This window comes from Heyndrickxia coagulans 36D1, from assembly GCF_000169195.2.
Classification (GTDB): Bacteria; Bacillota; Bacilli; order Bacillales; family Bacillaceae_C; genus Weizmannia; species Weizmannia faecalis.
Map to the genome: position 1 here is coordinate 616,517 of NC_016023.1, position 18,979 is coordinate 635,495.

Sequence of the window (18,979 nt, forward strand, 5' to 3'; positions counted from 1 at the left end):
CGGCCGGGATTGACAGACTGCCGGCGTTATTGCTGTTATACCTTTTCTGTAAACTGCTGCTTTGTTCTTTTGTAACTATTATAATATGAAAAAAGAACGGTTGCACTTAATCGCGCTTCGGAATCGGCTCCGGTACATTTCAAAAGGCTGTCCAAATGAACAGCCTTTTTCTTTCCGTTTATTTTTCTGTCTCTTTCAACTGATCGAGATATTGCATGTCTTCACTGGAAATTTCAAAGTCTACGTCCGCATTTTGCAGGATAAATGCCTCATGCGTCGATTTTGGGAGTGGCAGCACGCCTTTTTGCAAGCAGTAACAGATGCAAACTTGCGGAAGTGTTTTGCCGTATTTGTCTGCAATTTTTTGTATCTCGGCGTTTTCCAGAATTTTTCCAGTAGCAAGCGGCGAATAGGCCTCAACCAGAATGCCATTGTCCTGGCAGAATGCTGTCACATCTTCCTGTGTATGTCCAATGAAGTAACGGATTTGATTGACCATCGGCTTGATTTTTGCATTTTCCATCACGGCTTTCAGGTCGGAAACGCTGAAATTGGAAACGCCAATTGCCCGGCAGCGCCCGCTTTCATAGATCTCCTCCATCGCTTTCCAAACTTCAATATTTTCTTTCGTGTAATCGGCCCCCTTTTCGCTCCACGGCCACGGGGCATGAATCAGATAAAGGTCGAGCTGCTCAAGGCCAAAATTTCCCATTGTTTCGTCAAATGTTTTCAGCGCTTTGTCATACGACTTGATTTCCGCCGGCAGCTTGGACGTGACAAAAATGTCACGCCGGTCAATGCCGGAATCCCGCACTGCTTTGCCGACACTTTCTTCATTATGGTAAGCATAGGCTGTATCAATATGGCGATAGCCGTTTTTTAAAGCAAAAGATACGGCATGGTAAGTGGTTTCGCCATTCGGGACTTGCCATGTACCAAGGCCGATTTTCGGGATCGCCACCCCGTTTTCCAATACAAAAGTTTCATGTAGACTTGACATATACATTCCTCCCAATTTTACAAAAATGGTTTATAATACAGCACCGGCCGTTTCGGTTGCAGCCTATGTGAAGGAACTACGATTTTTTTGCTTGCTTTCTTTACATAAACACGCTCTATGTTGAGGAACAAGACATTTTTTGCGCGCTTCCTTCAAGTAGACGCCTTCTACGTTAAGGAACAGCGATTTTTACGCCAGCTTCCTTTACATAGACGGACTCTGCGCGCGTGGTAAAGTCCCAAAAACATGAAACTTCTGATTTTCTTGAACCCTTTTCTGAGCCATCAAGAACCGTTTTCCCGGACCGTCAAATTCCCCTCAATTAAGCATTAGCCGGAAACTGGCCGAGCACTTTATGAAGCCAGGAAACGCTCAGGCCAAACCATTTTTCAACATCTGCATCCACATTTGCTTTTAATCCGTTTGAAGTGTGGGGTTTGGCGAGCGACAATCCATGCTTGCCTTTTTGAAAAATATGCGACTCAAATGGAATGCCGTGCGCATTCAACGCCTGCAAGAAGGCAATTGAGTTTTCAATCGGCACGGTTTGATCTTCAAACGTTGAAAACAGAAAAACCGGCGGCGTTTCGGCAGTCACTTCCTTGTCAACAGACGGCACCGGAAAAGCAAGGCTTTCGCTCATCGAATCCAAAATACACGGGTAGCCTAAAATCAAGGCATTGGGCTTATTTTTCCCGATCGTACCGAGTGCGGCGGCAAGATGGCCTCCTGCAGAAAAACCAACAACTGCAATTTTTTCAGGGTCGGTATGCCAGTCTTTCGCATGCGCGCGGATCATCGCAATCGCTTCTTCCGCATCTTGTAAAGCCGCTTCAAACCGGAATGATTCCCCGACTGAATAGCGCAGTACAAACGCGTTGAATCCTTCCGCCAAATATGCCATTGCAACCGGTTCCGCTTCCCTGTCCGAGGTAAACCGGTAGGCGCCACCGGGAAAAATAAGCACAACCGGGCGCGCCTCGATATTGCTGAACTCAGGGGATCCATCCAGTACGTACGCCGTCAGTTCAGCATTCTGATGCGCCTTTAAATGTAAAGTTTCTGTCTTCACAACGCTCTCCTCCTTCTGCCCATTTCCGGGACGGCTTTATTTTTACAGTAGCACCGGAAATTACAAAAAACAATGAAAACGTTTCTGTATATCCTGCCCCGTTTAAAACAAAATAAGGTTGGTTTTAAAAATGAAGTGGAGGTTGAATCATGAAATTAGCCGCACATGAACTGTACGATTTAAATGAACTGGCGATGAGCTGTGTCAACTCGATTACGAACATGGCATATATGCTCCAGCATGTCCAGGATCCGGCGTTCAAAAAAATTCTTGAAAAACATTTTCCGCTCCATATCCGGGACTACAACATGAAAGTCGAATTTTTAAACAAAGCTGAAGGGGCAAAAAAAGAATTGCCGTTGTTAAAAGAAAATCAAGAGATCTCCAATATGGCACTGCAAATGGCCCCGCCGGCTGTCCCTGTCCAGCCGCGGACGATGGTTGAAGATATGAACGACCGCGAAATGGCAACTGCGTATCTGTTAACGCTAAAACGGGCCGGGCGGGAATATGCATGGGCGGCGATGGAAATGGCAAATCCTGAAATCCGGTCGTTTTGCCAGACTGCCTTTATGATGAGCTGCGCCCACGCCTATGATATGTGGCAGTATATGGCATCAAAAGGCTACTATCCGGTTGACCAGGCAGAATCTGTGGATACGGCAAAAATCGGCGCCATGTACCAGGTTGTTCCGGAAAACCAGCCGCAAATCCAGCAGTACATGGCACAGTCCCAGAGCCCAACTGCCGGAGACAGCGGGCAATTGTATCAATAATGGCTTCATTCCGGTGAGCCCGGGGTATCAGTGAGTAGCCTATTGCAGAAGCAGCTGCTTCTGCAATAGGCTTATTTGTCTATCGTTTAAAACCAACTTACATAACAAAAAGAAGAGAAAGGCATTTGATTTTATCTCTAAGTCAATTCCTTGAACTCCTCCCCTTTTGCCGCCCATAATGTATTTGTGGAGCTTATGTCCAATTGGAACACCTAACGGGACAGTTCTTCCGCGACGGCAGGGGCTTTTGTCCAATTAGAACCGCTAATGGGACAATTTCACCGGAGCTGCCAGCGCTTTTGTCCATTTAGAGCAGCTAATGGGACAATTCCACCGGAGCTGCCAGCGCTTTTGTCCATTTAGAGCAGCTAACGGGACATTTTCACCGGGGCTGCCAGCGCTTTTGTCCATTTAGAATCGCCAACGGGACAATTCCACATGGGCAGCCAGGGATTTTGTCCAATTAGAGCAGCTAACGGGACAATTCACACGGGCGGCAGGGGCTTTTGTCCAATTAGAACCGCTAACGGGGCAATCCTCTCAAAAAAATTATGACAAAAGGCGGCGAATTTGATGAAAATGGTACAAATGCAAAATGACAAAATTCCTCCGATTGCGCTTGGGACCTGGTCATGGGGCACCGGCGCAAACGGCGGGGATACCGTATTTGGTAATCACCTTACAGCAGCTGATCTGAAACCGGTGTTTGATGCAGCAATGGATGCTGGGCTGAACTTATGGGATACAGCTGCTGTATACGGAATGGGCGCTTCCGAAACGATTCTGGGTCGTTTTATCCGTGAGCGCGGGGACACCCTGATCTCCACAAAATTTACCCCTGGCGGCGAACAGGACGACAATGCGGTGGAAACGTTTCTGGAAGGCAGCCTTGAGCGACTTGGTGTGGATCATGTTGATCTTTACTGGATCCACAACCCGGGCGATGTAAAAAGATGGACCCCGAAGCTGATTCCACTCATGAAAAGCGGAAAAATAAAGCATGTCGGCGTTTCCAACCACAATCTGGAGGAAATCAAGCTGGCTGCCGATATTTTAGCAGCGGAAGGGCTGAAACTTTCTGCCGTGCAAAACCATTACAGCCTGCTGTACCGCTCTTCAGAAGAAGCCGGGATTCTGGATTACTGCAATCAAAACGGCATTCTGTTCTTCCCTTATATGGTACTCGAACAGGGGGCGTTAACCGGAAAATACGGACCGCAAAACCCATTCCCTGCCGGCACGAGGCGAGGCGATGCATTTACTCCGGATGTGCTTAGCAAACTGGAAGATTTAATCCGGGTGATGAAAAAAATCGGCAGCAAATACGAAACAGGCCCGGCACAAATCACAATCGCATGGGCCATTGCGAAGGGAACGGTGCCGATTATCGGCGTAACAAAGGTTTCGCAAATTGAAGACGCCGTTTCGGCCACTGAAGTCCATTTGACAGAACAGGAAATCCGCGAACTGGAAGCGGCGGCAAAAGCAACCGGTGTGGAAATTAAGGGCGCCTGGGAAAAACCGATGCACTAAAGCAACAGGGGCTGATATATCAGCCCCTGTTTTTCATCAAAAACGAAGGGAATGGCTGATTTGTTATCTTCACTGAAACTGATCGCAAAAGCAAAAGCGGGAAATACGGATATTCTCCACGAACATAAATGGCTTTCATACTTGTACCGTACAGACGAAAAAAATGTGAACCTCGAACAAGTCGAATCATTGGAAAACCTTGAACCGAATCCGGTCCTGCACTATGTTGAAAAAACGCTAGCCATATTGGACCGCTGTTATGCAGACTTGCCCGCATCTGAAAAAGAAATCATTGAGGAAGTTTTAAGATGGAGCGAGGTGGCAAAATGCGGGTCTGCCCAAAAGCGGGAAGAATGGCGCAGGCGCGGTTTTCAATTGCGTATCCATAATATCGGATCAGCGCGGATTTATGCCCATGAACAAATGGCGGTTCCATTCGGGCAGCGTCATTTGCAAAAAGAAGACCTGATCTATACGCTCATCCTGACCCACGGCCTTGTCGGGCAGTTTATCAGGGGAGAAGTCCGCTACCGCCAGCTGTATCCTCTAATTGATTGGATCCAAAGCCACCGGTCATCTTTAAAATGGGATATCAAACGCATTTTGCTTGCCCTCAATCACTGTATTATTGAAGGGGTATCCCCCGCTATATGGGAAAAAGTCCGTGCAGAAACTTCACAAATCACAAGCTGGATTGCCGCGGGAGAAAAAAGCCGGGAGCATTCCCTTAAAGAACGGCTCAGACGATTAAGAGAATGTTCCATCCAAAAAGGCGAGGACTTTGAGGCTTTATACACAAAATGGTTCAGCAACCGGGAACTTGCCAGTATGTTTCACTTACTTTTCCAGAAAACGGATATTTGGTATGTGGAATCCGCACTGCAGGATTTTTCTTTTGAAGAATTCCTGAAAATTTTTCTTCTCGTCTATCAGAAAACAAACCTGCTTACCGTTGAGCAAATCAGTTTTGAGCCGTTGATGAAAGATATCTATTATGATTACAAAGGGAAAAAATCGGTTAATTTGTATAAAAAAAGAATTATAGAAGCGTATTTAAAAGCTTGTCCGCTAGCAGGCCTGATCAGCGGAGATACGCAGCCGAACGAACATGTTACGCTTGAACTCATTCCATTCGATTCATTGGGCAGTACAACCGGCGTCAATTTTACTTTTTCCAAACCTGGGGAAAAGCTCATCGCATTTTGCCAGGAAGCAGAAAAGTCCCCTCTCTATGAACGTTCCATACTCTTGTTGTACGATTTTTTCGGATTCCGTAAAGATGCGTTTGACAGGCTGCAAAATGAACAGCATTATTTGGCAGACATGAACAATGCCGAAGACCATAAAAAGATCATCGCAGACTTTGCAAAAGGAACGGTCATGATTGATGTTGGCGCAGGGGGCGGGATCATGCTCGATCTCCTGTCCGAAAAGCACCCGGATGCCGACATTACGGGGATCGATATTTCGACCAATGTCATTCAAGAACTGGAGAGAAAAAAGGTCCGTGAACGGAAAAGCTGGAAGGTGAAACAGGCAGATGCGCTCAAACTTTCATCTTATTTTGAGTTAGAGAGCGCTGATACAATTATATTTTCATCTATTTTGCATGAAATGTATTCCTATATCCCTTTTCACGGCCGGACATATAACCCGGATGTCGTAAAAGCGGCTTTAAAAAGCGCCTTTGCCGTGCTGAAACCGGGTGGGCGCATGATCATCCGCGACGGCATTATGACGGAGCCAAAAGACCTGATCCGGTTATTAGCATTCCGCGATCCGGACGGCTTCCGCTTTTTCACTAGATATGTTGAAGATTTTAAAGGCAGAAAAATTGATTACGAGATTACAGAGGATAATAAGATCAAACTCCCGGTAAATGACCTGATGGAATTTCTATATACTTATACATGGGGGGAGGAAGCTTATCCACATGAAGTCCAGGAACAATTCGGATACTTCACCCCATCTGAATATCGGAAAGTGATTGAAGAAACGCTCGGCAGCAGGGCAAACATCATTTGTTTCCGCCACTATCTTCAAGAAGGCTACAGCACGCACCTGCTTCCGAAAGTCAAAGTAATGGACGAGAGCGGAAAATTGTCATTGAAAAGGCGGAATAAGCCTTCATCCGGACTGCTCCGTGAGAAGAGGCTGTTACAAGCAGCCTCTTTGCATCCTTCTGTTTTTTACCTAACCTATTCCATTTTACCGATAAAACATACTTTACAACTAGGATTAATTGGTTTAAAATTATGTTAACATTTTAAATTCACTGACCATATAAATGTTAGGAAGGAGCTTTTTTATGCATGAATACTATCCCGTTCTTTCGGGTGCAGAATCCTTTTTTATAAAAGGAAATGAAATTGGCATTCTCATCTCGCATGGATTCAACGGCACCCCGCAGAGCGTCCGCTTTTTGGGAGAGGCACTGGCATCGGACGGGTTTACGGTTTGCGCGCCAAGATTAAAGGGACACGGGACGCATATCCTGGACATGGAACGCTGCACTTACAAAGACTGGATTGCTAGCCTTGAAGAAGGTTATCAGCTGCTGAAACGGCATTGCCATGATATTTTTGTTATTGGCCAGTCAATGGGTGGCACACTGGCTTTGCATCTCGCGGAAAAACACCCGGATATCCGGGGAATAGTGTGTATCAACGCGGCTATCCAAAGCATTCCTGAACTGGAAAAATGCCTGGCGAAAGGACGGTTTATTCAAGAGGGCCCGCCGGATATTAAAGCAGCGGGCGTGCATGAAATTTCATATGAAAAAGTGCCGGTGGCTTCCATCCGTGAGCTTCTGTCCGTGATGTGGGAAACGCGGGAAAACCTCTCCGCCATCCATTGCCCCGCACTTTTGTTCCAATCAACAGAAGACCATGTCGTGCCTCCTGAAAATACAGAGTATATTGCCGCACATATTCATGCCAGCCGGAAAAAAATCGTACCGCTCCGCAACTCTTATCATGTCGCAACAATGGATCATGAAAAAGAATGGATTGCGGCCCAATGTTCATTATTTGTTCAAGAAATTGCGCATATCGAAACCCGTACGGAAATATGATGAGTTTTAAATCATGCTCCAAAAGAATGGGAGGATGCTCATTTGAAAAATTTTCTACGGCACGCGATAGAGAAAAAACGGCAATATTTGATAGAACAGCTGATTGCTCTTGGCGCCTATCAGGAAGATGACAAGCAGCTTTTCACCCTGACATTGACGGAACTTGAAACAGAATATGCATACTTCAGCAAAATCAGCCAAGAAAAAGAAGCGTCCGGAAGAGAATAGTTTTGCCGGCGCTTCTTTTTTGTGTATTTTTTTAAATGCCCAAAAACGGCATAGACGTTCCTGCCACAGTAAACGTGACACCTTTATTTAGGGCTTGCTGAACGAATCCAATTCTGAGTTTGTCTGCAAGCTCTGTCTCAAAATATAGCAGAATTCTTTTGCAGAAATGGGTGATTTTATCTGATTTGGCTTACGAGTGCAAGCTTTTCACCGGATTTGTTGTAAAACTAGCATTTAAATGGTTGCCAAAGCTGTCAGCATCCTTGCCAAATCTAAGCAGTTTGCTTATTCAGCTAGCTCTGTACAGGTTATAACAGCCCTACAATTTGCAGACCGTGGGGAATGCCCATGTCTTCCACCGATTTTGTAATGTATTTGGCGGCAGCCTTTACCTTTTCTTCCGCATTTCCCATTGCCACACTGTTTTTAATCATGGACAGCATTTTAATATCATTTAACCCGTCGCCAAATGCATATTGGCGTTCTGGAGGAAAGCCCAATTTTTCAACAATCTTTTCAATTCCTCTCGCTTTTGACCCGCCTTTTGGCAAAACATCGACGGAAAGCGGATGCCAGCGAATAAATTCAAAATCCGGAAACGCCTGTTCATACTGTTTCTCTTCCCCTTCTGAACAGAACAGGAGCGCCTGGTACAATTCACGCCCTTTATAATAATGCGGGTCATACGCAGGCAACCGGCCAATTTTCAAAGACGTAATGCTTTTTTCAATATCCTCGTGGTTTGGCACATTGGCCTTCATGTCTTCATGGTCCATGTAGACAAGCGGATGCTGGTGGGAAAGGGCATATGCAGTCAATTCTTCAAGCGATTGCCTGTTTAACGGATTTTTAAACAATACCTCTCCGTTCATAACAACATATTGCCCGTTATAACTTACAAAAGTATCCATCCCGAGTTCCTTCCGCAAATCTTCAAACATAAACGGGGCCCTGCCCGTTGCAATGGCTGTGACATGGCCATCGCTTTTCAGCTTATCTATCGCTTTTTTGGTTGTGACAGGCAGCTTCTTCTCATGTGTCAGCAAAGTCCCGTCGATATCAAAAAAAATCACGCTTTGTTGCTTCATATTCTTCATAATCCTTTCCCGTTCTATTTCAAGCATACTCATTTTCAGGATGCCGTTTTTTCATTAAAGATGCTGTAATGACATCATAAATCAAAAAACTCAGCAGTTCAAATAAGGTTCCGATTCTATCCGGGGTGAGGCCGGCCTGTTTTATGCTTTCAAATTCAGACGATTCGTCCGGCAACAAGACCGTCACATCCGCCATTTTTGCAAGGGTTGATGCGGGAGAAGCCGTGATGGCCACAATGTTTATACCGTGGAGCTTGGCTTTTCGGGCGGCATTCAATAAAACGGGATTTTCTCCTGATTTTGAGCTGAACAAGATGGTATCCCCTTTTTTAGGAACAGGGGAAATTAAGTCGCCAATCATCCCAACCCGGAACCCCAAATGGACCAGCCTGTTGGCAAAGACACGGAGGATCATTTCCGAACAGCCCGTTCCTGCCAAAAACAAACGATTCGACCGACCAATCACCTCTACAACCTGCTCTAATGGTTGATCGTCTACTTTACTGCACAAACTGGCATACAGTTCTAAAACCATGGCCTTTGCATCTTCCAGTATATTCACTTTTCTCCCTCCCCGTTTGATAAAGCACAAGCATCCCTTTTGCGGCACTGCTGCAGACGCCGTTTTTGTTTTGGCAGGCTGAGGTTGGCCGGGCTTTACACGCGGCAGGACGAAACTTCCCAGCCTATATCCCTATACCGTACCTCTTTCAATGAGTGTTGCTGAGATTTCCTTGTTTTTAATTTCCTTTGTCAAAACCTGGTGGACAAGGTTCCGGCCCATTTCAACAAGCGGAATATCTATCGTTGTAATATTCAGCATTCCGGCAATCGGTTCATTGTCAAATCCGATGATCGCCAACTCATCCGGAATAGAAATTTGCTGTTTGTTGCAACTGATGACAATCCCCGCTGCAACCTGGTCGCTTGTTACAAGCAATGCCGAAGGAGGCGGGTCCATTTCTTTTACCCGGCTCAAAACCCTTTCTCCATCCTCATAGTCGTAGCATTGGTCAAAAATATATTCCGGATGGTGCGGCAAATGGTATTTTTCATGGAAATCCCAATAGGCTTTATCGCGATTCCGGCTGTTGGTGCCGGATTTCCTGCCGATGCAATACCCGATTTTCGTATGGCCTTTCCGGTACAAAAATTCCAGTGCATCCATAAAAATTTTATAGTGGTCAATATAGGTTGACGATATTTCGCCGCCTTTTACACATTCACAAAGCGCAATCGGCCCGAATGGCAAGTATTCTTCAATTTTGCGCATACTGCAGGCGCGCGAACAAATGATTAAACCGTCAATTTGCTTTTGTTGCAGCATTTGTAAGGCTTCCGTTTCCCTGCTTTCCATATAGTCTGTTTGAAACAAAAGCAGTTTATGGTTATACTCCAGCGCCTGCTTTGCGATCCCTTTCAATAAAAGGGCAAAATAAGGATGATCTGTAAATGGCAACACGACCCCGATCAATTTTGTTTTCCCTTTACTTAAATGGACGGCATTGATGTTTTTATGATACCGGGTCGCTTTCACCGCTTTTAAAACAGCGTTCTTTTTTTCTTCACTCACATACGGATGATTGTTCAGCACACGGGAGACGGTCGTCACAGACACGCCGGCCATTTTCGCCAAGTCTCTGATATTTGTCATAACCTCACCTATTAAAACACTTGCGATTTTTCAGCAGGCATCCATGCTTTAGGATGGAAGTGTTCAAACCAAGCCCCTGCCAGCAGGCTCATTTATTATGTAGTTATAGTGTAAATGATGAAACGCATTTCATGTCAATTTTTATTTTTGCAAAATCCGTTTCGATGTTGAAACAGAAAAGCGCCGGTGAAGATGTGGACATGCAAAAAAGGGCTGGTTGCTGCAGCCCTCGCATTTTACCGGAGAAAAGGGCACCGGCATCTCGGCCGGCCCCTTGATCTTCCAAAAATCCCCATACATACGGTTTCATCTTTTCTGCTCCAGTTCTTTCATCATCTTCTTGTATCTGTTTTCTGTAATAGGATAAAAGCTGATCAGCAAAACAGACAGCAGAATAAAAATGCCGGGGATGATTGCATTCATGTCCTTAATCGCTTGAAGGGATGAAACGGACTGGGCTGCATTCGGAACATAGCCGGCCTTGTTTAAAAAGAACGCTGAAAACGAACCGGCGAGCGCAACACCCAGTTTATTGGTAAAACTCATACTCGAAATCACCACACCGTCTGCGCGGATTCCCGTTTTCCACTCTGCATAGTCCACACAATCCGCAAGCATCCCCCATGCGAGCGTGTTCAGCGGGGTGGTAAAAAACCCGGAAACAAACAGTAAAAACAAAATCAGTGGAATGGAGGAATATGCTGTAAATTGCAAGCCGACATAAGAAATCAGGGAAAGGGCTGCCGAAATCATCATGACGTTCTTCCTGTCCCATTTTTTGGACAGGCTGGGGATGAAGATATTGCTGATCAGCGCAGCACCAAAAAATAACAGCGTCCCCATAAACACCAAATCTTTGCGGTGGACATTATAGGTGAAGTAGTAAACCATTGTCGTCAATTTAATGTTAAAACCGACGGCAAAAGCCAGGAAAGAAGAAGCCAGGATGAGCAAAGGTTTATTTCGGATCAAGACGGCCAATGTTTTCTTTACACCGTGTTTTTTTCTGGTTTTATAGCGACCCTCTCCCGCACTGTCAGGAAACTGATCAAATTTAATGCAAAGCTTGCGGCCGCATAAACAAGCGCCGTGAGTTGAAATCCTTTTGCCTGGTCATCGCCGCCGAAATATTGGGCAAGCGGTGTTGCACAAGATATGGAGAGAAGAATTCCGATATAGACCAAAATCATCCTGATCGTTGTCAATAATGTCCGTTCCTGTAAATTGTCCGTCATTCTTGCAGTCAGGCTGTTTACCGGTATCGTCTGCATGCTGAATGACATCCCGAGCAAAATATAGGTCACGTATGCATAAATTCTGTTGCCCGCCACACTAAAATGGGGCGTTGTAAAACATAAAAAAGTAAACAAAGCAAGAGGAACTGCCGCCCATAATAAGTACGGCCGGGCTTTCCCCCATCTGCTCTTTGTCTTATCCATAATGGCGCCCATCACCGGGTCAAAAACGGCATCCAAAACGCGCACAACAAGGAACAAAGTGCCAATGATAGCAGGTGAAATCCCGTCCACATCGGTATAATAGAATAGCAGATAGGCGTTTACGAACTGGAAAATGATATTATAAGACATATCCCCGAGCCCGTAACCGATTCGTTCCGTCCAGGACAACCTGCCGCCGGAAGCGCCCCCTTTATTTTCCGCTGTATTGAATCGTACTGTTTTATCAGAAACCAACATAGGTATGCGTTTTCAATGATTCGTTTATTTAAATGCCTGCAGGAAAACGCACATGTTGTGCCGGTTTTTCCTCCAAGCATGCAAATGGTGATGGAAATGGACGCGGATCCGGATTGAATCCATCGGGCGCCCCTTGCTTCAATCCCGGCCCGCATCCTCATTTCCATTCTATTATTTGTGTAAAAATCATACAGGCCATCATGATTTCGATCCTATTTTTCCGGTGAAACCAATCCAGCCCGCGCATGTAGATTGCAACCATTTTCTATAAAATGAACGAATGATACTGCCCTTTTTCCTAAATATGAATGTCTCGTTCTTGTTATAAATGTTCAGCTATTCGGATAAATCATGACTTTCAGGCATTCGTTCTTGAAATTCAGTGCACGTTCCATCGCCTGATAAGTATCTTCCAAGGCATATTGATCCGTCACCAGTTTTTTTACATCCGCGATGCCGGAAGCCAAAAAGTTAATGCCTTTTGGATACGTATTCGCATAACGGAAAACACCGTATATATCAATTTCATTATCCGCGATAAACGGAACGTTCAACGGAATTTCATTTTGGGCCGGCAAACCGACAATGGCCAGCTTTCCGCCGCGGCGTACAGATGCAAGCGCTGATTGGAGCGCTGCCGGATTTCCTGCTGTTTCCCAGGCAACATCAACACCCTTGCCATTGGTGATGTCTTGAATCGCTTCGTAAGGGTCTTGTTCGCGAATATTGATCGCATAGGTGGCGCCCATTTCTTTCGCCGCTTTAAGCCGCAATGGTTCCAAGTCCGTTACAATAATGTTCGACGCTCCGAAGGCCCTCGCTGCCACAACAGCCATTAAACCGACCGGACCCATTCCCATAATCGCTACGGTCGATCCCGGTTGCAGTTTTGTTCTTGTGGCTGCGTGAATGCCAACGGAAAAAGGTTCAACAAGAGAAGCCTCTTCATAAGAAAGCGCATCCGGAATGGCGAACACAAAGTCTTCTCGCATTTTAATATATTGGCAAAAGGCACCATCTACAGGAGGGGTTGCCAAAAATTGGACATGTGGGCAAAGATTGTAACGCCCTTCTTTACATGCTTCACAATGCCCGCAAGTGACACTTGGCTCAACAGCGACTCTGTCCCCTACTTTAAAATGGCGGACTTTTGAACCAACTGCTGCAATTTCCCCTGCACATTCATGCCCGAGAATAAACGGCTTGTCCACTACATATTTTCCAATTCTGCCCGTTTCGTAATAATGTAAATCCGAACCGCAAATGCCGACCGCCATGACTTTAATTAAAACTTCATTTTCTTCAATTTGCGGAACAGGCAATGTCTCAATCGAAATATTTCGTGTCCCGTGCATCACTGCTGCTTTCATTGTTTCAGGTATATGGTTTGTCATCTTCAAAGTCCCTCTCTTTGAAAAACTGGATTTCCGGAATATACCGTGATGAAAGTGCATTCATTTTGGCATATTCTGTTTTCACTATTTTTATCATACAAAACGGATGAAAGGGGAACCAGCTATTGTTGCTGTATAAAAGGACAGCCGCACTGTATGTTTTATGCTTAAATCTTAGACATCGGTTATTATATTGATAAAATATAGGAAAGGAGGTGCAGGCTTTGGCCGAACTTGAAAACCAAAAAAAGTTTTCCAGTCTGCTATCTTCCGGTGTTAAAGCTTTAAAACAGCACCCGGATTACAAGACAAATAGAGAAGCCGGCAACAAAACCGGGCAATCTTACATGGAAAAAATCGCATACAAACTAGGTGTATCCCCTAACACCGTTAAAAGCTGGATCGGCCAAATGGGATCGAAGTATATTCCGGGCCGGATCGAGGATGCCAAACTGTTCGGCATCATCTGGCTCATTCTTGAAAAAGGATGCATGAATGTAACGTGGTTCATGGAATTGCTGGAAACCACTTCCATCCCTGTCATCGAACCGGCATTGCCGGCATGGGTGGCGTCCTGCCTTAAAAAAGCAAAAACGATGAACGATAACGGGACAATCGGTACACCCCCGCCTGAGGAAATCAATATGGTCATCACCCGTCTGTTTGGAAACGCCGCTGTGCTTGAAAGCGAAGAGAAAAACAAATTTTCCGCGCACAACCTGCCCGCACGCTGGTCAGGGCGCTTTATTGGTAGAAAATCAGATTTACAAGCCATCTATCACTGGCTTCTTTCCCCTTCGCCTGTTTGTTCCATTACAGGGTGGGCCGGCGTGGGAAAAACGACGCTCGCCCTTGAAGCCGCTTATGCTTGTGCAGGGGAACCGGGTGAAGAAGCGGCAAATGTCTCTGATAAGTGGCCCGCGTTTCACTGCATCATTTGGTTCAGCACCCATTTAACAGGGTTAAGTTTCAATGATTTTTTAAATACAATCGCTTACCAGCTTGGACTGACAGAACAAATCGATAAACCCGTCATGGAAAAACGTTTTGCAGTGCGGCATGCTTTACAGCTTTTTTTCCAGGGAACAGCCGATACTGCTTATTGTGGATAGTATGGACGCCGCTGAAAAAGAGGTGCTTGAATTCATTATCAACCTCCCTCAAGGCGTAAAAGCAATGCTGACTTCCCGTGAAAACTACAATCAAGATTATAAAGACGCTTTTCAAAATTTCACAATTGTCAAGTTAAAGGGATTAAACGAAAAAGAGGCACTTTCATATTTGTCATTTGTCATCCGCGAACATTTGCAAACCGGCAGTGCACCTAACCAGGAAGAGTTGCGGCATCTGACACCGGAGATGCAGGCAAAGCTGATCAAAGCGGCCGCCGGGAATCCAAAAGCGCTGTCCCTCTGTATTGCCTATATCAGCGACGGCGGCATTCCGGCAGAACAACTCATTCAGGAAATCGAAAGCGCCGGGTATTCATTACTGGAGTTATTTGAATTTCTTTTCGGGAGAACATGGAAGCGCATCGATGAAGCAGCCCGCCGTTTATGGCAGGTGCTCTGTTTTTTTGAAAAGCCGCCCGTTGAAGCTGCCTGGGCCGCAGCGGCAGGATTAGATGCCAGGGGCTTTTATGCAGCAGTTGAACAAATGCGGAATTATGCGCTGATCCATCCTGACCGGACAGACGGAAAATTGCGCTACCCCGCGCATCAAACCGTGATTGCTTACGGTGAACAGCACTTGTCGGAAAACCGGCAGCTGGAAAAAGAGGCGCGAAAACGATGGGCTCGCTATTATATCCATTTTTTGGATACCCATTTAAAACGGGAACAGCCCAATATATTCTATTGGCGCTATCTGCTTGGCCGGGATCTCGATGATCTGAAGCAGGAATGGACAAACATTCGCAAGGTAATGGAATGGGCCAGCCAATCAGACGAAAAGGAAATATTGATTGAATTCGTAGTCCGTACCAGCCATTTTTTAAGCCGGGTCAATCTGCCTTTACGGGTCGAATACGGGCGAAAAGCAGCTGATTTTGCTGCTGCACTGGGAAAAAGCATGCTCGAAGCTTTCTTTCGGATTGATACGGTTGGATGGGCGCTGATGGAAATGAATGAGCTGAAAGAGGCGCTCACACAAATTGATGCCGGGCTAAAGCGGCTATCCGGCCTGGATGCTGGCAATGAGGATACCCGCGACTTGATGGTCTGGGGGCATGCCTTAAAATCAAGGGTGCTTCTTAAATCGGGCGACCCCGATCAGGCAGAGGCCATTCTCGGCAAAGTCATTCCGGTCCCCTCCACCCCGATGATCAAGCACCGTGTTTTATTAGTCCAGGGCGATTTATATTTGGAACGGAAAAAATACAAAGAGGCCATCCGTGCATATGAAGCTGCTAATCAAATCAGCCATTCTTACGGCGGGGAAAAGACGATTGAAGCCTATTTTAATCTCGGCATCGCATACGTGGAAAATCAGCAGTTTGAAAAAGCGGCGGCGGCATTTGAAAAGATGCTTTATCAAAAAAACAAAGCCAACCCGATTGAGTTAATGTACTATCACTACGGCATGGCCAGATTATTTGCCAAAAAAGGCGATTTGGCATACGCCCTTTATTCCAGTCAGGAAGCTCTTCATCTCGCTGCGTCATGGGAACAAAACATCAGTATCCGCGATGAAGCAGAAAAGTTCAATCAGTTTATAAAGAAAAAAATCCAATATCAAAACGGATGAATGGCGTCGGTCTAGGTGCCCGTGCCATAACGAGCCTTGCATCAGAGAAAAATGACAAACAGCCGGCGCAACTTTTCAACACAGACGTCACTGCTTTAGCGAAGGCAGCATACCGTACTTTTTACGAAAAACACCCGGAGCCCAGGAAATGGAATCTGCGAAAAAAGAAACAGGCTGCATGTTATAATGAACCATGGCATATATAGGATAAAAGCAGAAAAAGGAGGGGCCTGCCGTTTGGAGGTGGAATCATGCGCAAAGCAGGCGCCCGGATTGACTTTTTGAAAAAGGAGCACAAACATGTTAAAAGAAGAAACACAACGAAGCATTACGCCTGAATACGATCCGTGGGAAGCATACATGGACATCACGACGCACGGCAAACTGACTTTGTCGAATATTGAATTCACAACGACCACTTTATGCAATATGCGCTGTGAACATTGTGCGGTCGGTTACACGCTGCAGCCAAAAGATCCGGATGCGCTGCCGCTTGATCTGCTGCTCAGGCGGCTGGATGAAATCAGCACACTGCGCTGCATCAGCATTACCGGCGGCGAGCCGATGCTGTCAACCAAATCTGTTGAAAATTACGTTCTGCCGCTGTTACAATATGCGCATGAAAGAGGGATTCGCACCCAAATCAATTCCAATTTAACAATGAAACTCGAAAAATATGTGCAAATTGCGCCTTATCTCGATGTGCTGCACATTTCCCACAACTGGGGAACTGTCCGTGATTATATTGACGGCGGGTTTGCCAACATGCGGATCAAGCCAAGCGATCAGCACGGTGAAAAATTGTTCAGGCGTATCGTGGAAAACAGCCGCGCCTTGTCGGAGATGGGCGTGATGGTTTCTGCGGAAACGATGTTAAACAAGCGCACATTGCCTTATATGGAACAAATCCATCATCAAATTGTCGAAGAAATGAAATGTGCAAGGCACGAAATTCACCCAATGTACCCAAGCGATTTTGCTGCTGATCTTGAAGTGCTCAGCTTGGATGAAATTCGAGAAGCCATCCACCATTTGCTCGATATCCGTGATGAAAGCGTGTGGATGCTGTTTGGCACGCTGCCATTTTATCCGTGCAGCCCTAATCCAGAAGACCAGGCCTTATTGAAAAGATTGTACGAAAGCAAAAATGTGACCCTCCGCAATGATCCGGACGGCCGCTCCCGCCTGAATGTCAATATTTTTACGGGTGATGTGATTGTCACGGATTTTGGCGATACACCACCGCTTGGCAATATCCAGCATGACAGGCTGCCCGACGTCTTTGAAAAATGGCTCGAAACACCCATTGCAAAATCGCTGAATTGCCATTGCCCGCAAGTCAAATGTCTCGGACCGAACATTTTAGTCAAAAATGCTTACTATAAAAATATTGATTTTACCCAACGAAAAGCAGTCATCGACATGCAGGGCGCCTCTTCCAGGATGGGCTAAAAATGGCAGAAGCATGGGGTGCGCCTGCCCCATGCTTTCTCGTAATCTCAACTACTTTTATCCTGGTTATTTTCATTCTAATGCGTTACAATACGCAACAAAGATGATTGGATGTAGCATAAAATGACTTTTGATCAGGAGGGAATAAAATTGGGTTGGTTTATCGGGATTATCATTATTATCTTGCTCGTGTATTTTTTAATCATCCGTCCTTTGATCGAGCGGAACCGCCCGCAAATCATTGAACCGCGAAGAAGCATTTACAATGGGGATGCCTATGACCCGCACCCGGAGCAAACTGGATGGAACGATGGGGGTAATGCCGGAATCGGCCGGTTTGGCATGTTTGCCGGCGGGATGGCAACAGGTGCATTGCTGACGTATTTACTGGAACAGGGCAGAATCGGTTTAGACCAGTTCGAGCATTTTCAAAATCTTGATGGCAACGATCTGTTGCAAGAACTGGAAGAGCAAAATATTTTACAACAGGATGAGATTGACCATCTCCAGGATACTTTAAGCAACTTTGAAGACAACGGCCATGACGGTCATGACGACGGAAATCATGGAGACCACGACCAGCAAGACGCCGGATTCGATCTGGCTGATTTCAGTTCCAATGATGACAATGACTTTGGCGGATGGGATAGCGGATCGGATGACAATAACTGGCTGTAAGCATATAAACAGAACAGGTGCTGCAACTGCCTGTTCCGTTTCCTTATGACGGGTTTCCAGCAGGCTAACCTGCATTGGCATTTGCCCAAAGGCTTTGCAAGGGCTAGAACTTAGAAATGAGATTGGCAGCGTAGAACTATTTACAACTTTGTCCAAAGGTTTTGCAAGGGCTAGAACCTACCGCTCCGGGCAAGACAGATCCATCGCTGTTCCATTGTTTGCAGCGACAGTACCCACTCGAATCTTGGCGAAAAACATACTAGAAGCACCCGGGGATTCGGATTCCGTTTTTATCGGCCATCCCGCGGGTGCTTTGCTTACAAGGTTTACGGTTTGTACTTTTTTTCGCTTGAAGAAGTCGTTTTTTTGTCATGATCCGTTTTTTCTTCAAGCTTTTCTTCTCGCAAGTCTTCCATTGGGATCGGGTCAACTGTTTGTTCACTCATAAATTTATCATGCATGTCTTCGTTTTCTGTTGCAAATTGTTCGGGGTTGTCCATTTTCCGTTGCGATTTCTTTTTGTTTTCGTTCATTTCATATCACCTCGTATGGTTCAATACCCTTTATTTTTCCGAAAAAA

14 protein-coding genes and 2 pseudogenes are annotated in these 18,979 nt (G+C 45.7%); 8 read left to right on the top strand and 8 right to left on the bottom strand.

What is annotated here, in order from left to right; all coding sequences use genetic code 11:
• Positions 1 to 178: 178 nt before the first annotated feature.
• Entirely contained in the window at positions 179 to 1,000 is an 822-nt protein-coding gene (locus BCOA_RS20185; RefSeq protein WP_014095958.1) for an aldo/keto reductase, read from the bottom strand.
• Between the two features lie 322 nt (positions 1,001 to 1,322).
• The gene (locus BCOA_RS20190) at positions 1,323 to 2,072 is read right to left on the bottom strand and encodes an alpha/beta hydrolase (protein WP_014095959.1); all 750 of its coding nucleotides are present in this window, start codon (positions 2,070 to 2,072) and stop codon (positions 1,323 to 1,325) included.
• Between the two features lie 149 nt (positions 2,073 to 2,221).
• Here BCOA_RS20190 and BCOA_RS20195 point away from each other — a divergent pair, with 149 nt between their 5' ends.
• From BCOA_RS20195 to fbpA, 5 genes are all read left to right on the top strand, one after another.
• Positions 2,222 to 2,848 (top strand): spore coat protein, encoded by a 627-nt coding sequence (locus BCOA_RS20195; protein WP_014095960.1) that lies wholly within the window; start codon positions 2,222 to 2,224, stop codon positions 2,846 to 2,848.
• A 573-nt stretch (positions 2,849 to 3,421) separates the two neighbouring features.
• Complete coding sequence (locus BCOA_RS20200) at positions 3,422 to 4,381, top strand: aldo/keto reductase (RefSeq protein WP_014095961.1); 960 nt, start codon at positions 3,422 to 3,424, stop codon at positions 4,379 to 4,381.
• A gap of 51 nt (positions 4,382 to 4,432) precedes the next feature.
• On the top strand, positions 4,433 to 6,643 hold the full coding sequence (locus BCOA_RS20205) for a class I SAM-dependent methyltransferase (protein ID WP_052301520.1): 2,211 nt from the start codon (positions 4,433 to 4,435) through the stop codon (positions 6,641 to 6,643).
• Between the two features lie 46 nt (positions 6,644 to 6,689).
• Positions 6,690 to 7,454: an alpha/beta hydrolase gene (locus tag BCOA_RS20210; protein WP_014095963.1), complete on the top strand. Its 765-nt coding sequence runs from the start codon at positions 6,690 to 6,692 to the stop codon at positions 7,452 to 7,454.
• Positions 7,455 to 7,496: 42 nt separating this feature from the next.
• Positions 7,497 to 7,682: a Fur-regulated basic protein FbpA gene (fbpA, locus tag BCOA_RS20215; RefSeq protein WP_014095964.1), complete on the top strand. Its 186-nt coding sequence runs from the start codon at positions 7,497 to 7,499 to the stop codon at positions 7,680 to 7,682.
• Between the two features lie 308 nt (positions 7,683 to 7,990).
• Here fbpA and BCOA_RS20220 read toward each other — a convergent pair whose 3' ends face one another.
• From BCOA_RS20220 to BCOA_RS20245, 5 genes and pseudogenes are all read right to left on the bottom strand, one after another.
• Positions 7,991 to 8,770 carry a Cof-type HAD-IIB family hydrolase gene (locus tag BCOA_RS20220; RefSeq protein WP_014095965.1) on the bottom strand — a complete coding sequence of 260 codons (780 nt, stop codon included), beginning with the start codon at positions 8,768 to 8,770 and terminating at the stop codon, positions 7,991 to 7,993.
• 28 nt (positions 8,771 to 8,798) lie between these two features.
• Positions 8,799 to 9,341, bottom strand: coding sequence for an SIS domain-containing protein (locus BCOA_RS20225; protein WP_014095966.1), 543 nt, complete (start codon positions 9,339 to 9,341; stop codon positions 8,799 to 8,801).
• Positions 9,342 to 9,473: 132 nt separating this feature from the next.
• The gene (locus tag BCOA_RS20230; protein ID WP_014095967.1) at positions 9,474 to 10,433 is read right to left on the bottom strand and encodes a LacI family DNA-binding transcriptional regulator; all 960 of its coding nucleotides are present in this window, start codon (positions 10,431 to 10,433) and stop codon (positions 9,474 to 9,476) included.
• Positions 10,434 to 10,739: 306 nt separating this feature from the next.
• A pseudogene (locus BCOA_RS20240) lies at positions 10,740 to 12,130 on the bottom strand (MFS transporter).
• Positions 12,131 to 12,462: 332 nt separating this feature from the next.
• On the bottom strand, positions 12,463 to 13,524 hold the full coding sequence (locus tag BCOA_RS20245) for an NAD(P)-dependent alcohol dehydrogenase (protein WP_014095969.1): 1,062 nt from the start codon (positions 13,522 to 13,524) through the stop codon (positions 12,463 to 12,465).
• Positions 13,525 to 13,748: 224 nt separating this feature from the next.
• On the opposite strand from BCOA_RS20245, the pseudogene BCOA_RS20250 reads away from it, so the two are divergent.
• From BCOA_RS20250 to BCOA_RS20265, 3 genes and pseudogenes are all read left to right on the top strand, one after another.
• Positions 13,749 to 16,269 (top strand): annotated as a pseudogene (locus tag BCOA_RS20250) (tetratricopeptide repeat protein).
• A gap of 300 nt (positions 16,270 to 16,569) precedes the next feature.
• The gene (gene yfkAB, locus BCOA_RS20260) at positions 16,570 to 17,721 is read left to right on the top strand and encodes a radical SAM/CxCxxxxC motif protein YfkAB (protein ID WP_014095971.1); all 1,152 of its coding nucleotides are present in this window, start codon (positions 16,570 to 16,572) and stop codon (positions 17,719 to 17,721) included.
• A 150-nt stretch (positions 17,722 to 17,871) separates the two neighbouring features.
• Positions 17,872 to 18,399, top strand: coding sequence for a hypothetical protein (locus BCOA_RS20265; RefSeq protein ID WP_014095972.1), 528 nt, complete (start codon positions 17,872 to 17,874; stop codon positions 18,397 to 18,399).
• A gap of 326 nt (positions 18,400 to 18,725) precedes the next feature.
• Here BCOA_RS20265 and BCOA_RS20270 read toward each other — a convergent pair whose 3' ends face one another.
• A complete protein-coding gene (locus BCOA_RS20270) occupies positions 18,726 to 18,932 on the bottom strand; it encodes a hypothetical protein (protein WP_014095973.1) in 207 nt (68 codons plus the stop codon).
• Positions 18,933 to 18,979: the final 47 nt, after the last annotated feature.

Excerpts from the sequence above, each read along its gene's own strand:
- yfkAB (WP_014095971.1), top strand. The coding sequence starts at position 16,570 with ATGTTAAAAGAAGAAACACAACGAAGCATTACGCCTGAATACGATCCG.
- BCOA_RS20220 (WP_014095965.1), bottom strand. The coding sequence starts at position 8,770 with ATGAAGCAACAAAGCGTGATTTTTTTTGATATCGACGGGACTTTGCTG.
- BCOA_RS20185 (WP_014095958.1), bottom strand. The coding sequence starts at position 1,000 with ATGTCAAGTCTACATGAAACTTTTGTATTGGAAAACGGGGTGGCGATC.
- BCOA_RS20210 (WP_014095963.1), top strand. The coding sequence starts at position 6,690 with ATGCATGAATACTATCCCGTTCTTTCGGGTGCAGAATCCTTTTTTATA.
- BCOA_RS20245 (WP_014095969.1), bottom strand. The coding sequence starts at position 13,524 with ATGACAAACCATATACCTGAAACAATGAAAGCAGCAGTGATGCACGGG.
- BCOA_RS20195 (WP_014095960.1), top strand. The coding sequence starts at position 2,222 with ATGAAATTAGCCGCACATGAACTGTACGATTTAAATGAACTGGCGATG.
- BCOA_RS20230 (WP_014095967.1), bottom strand. The coding sequence starts at position 10,433 with ATGACAAATATCAGAGACTTGGCGAAAATGGCCGGCGTGTCTGTGACG.
- BCOA_RS20200 (WP_014095961.1), top strand. The coding sequence starts at position 3,422 with ATGAAAATGGTACAAATGCAAAATGACAAAATTCCTCCGATTGCGCTT.
- BCOA_RS20205 (WP_052301520.1), top strand. The coding sequence starts at position 4,433 with ATGGCTGATTTGTTATCTTCACTGAAACTGATCGCAAAAGCAAAAGCG.
- BCOA_RS20270 (WP_014095973.1), bottom strand. The coding sequence starts at position 18,932 with ATGAACGAAAACAAAAAGAAATCGCAACGGAAAATGGACAACCCCGAA.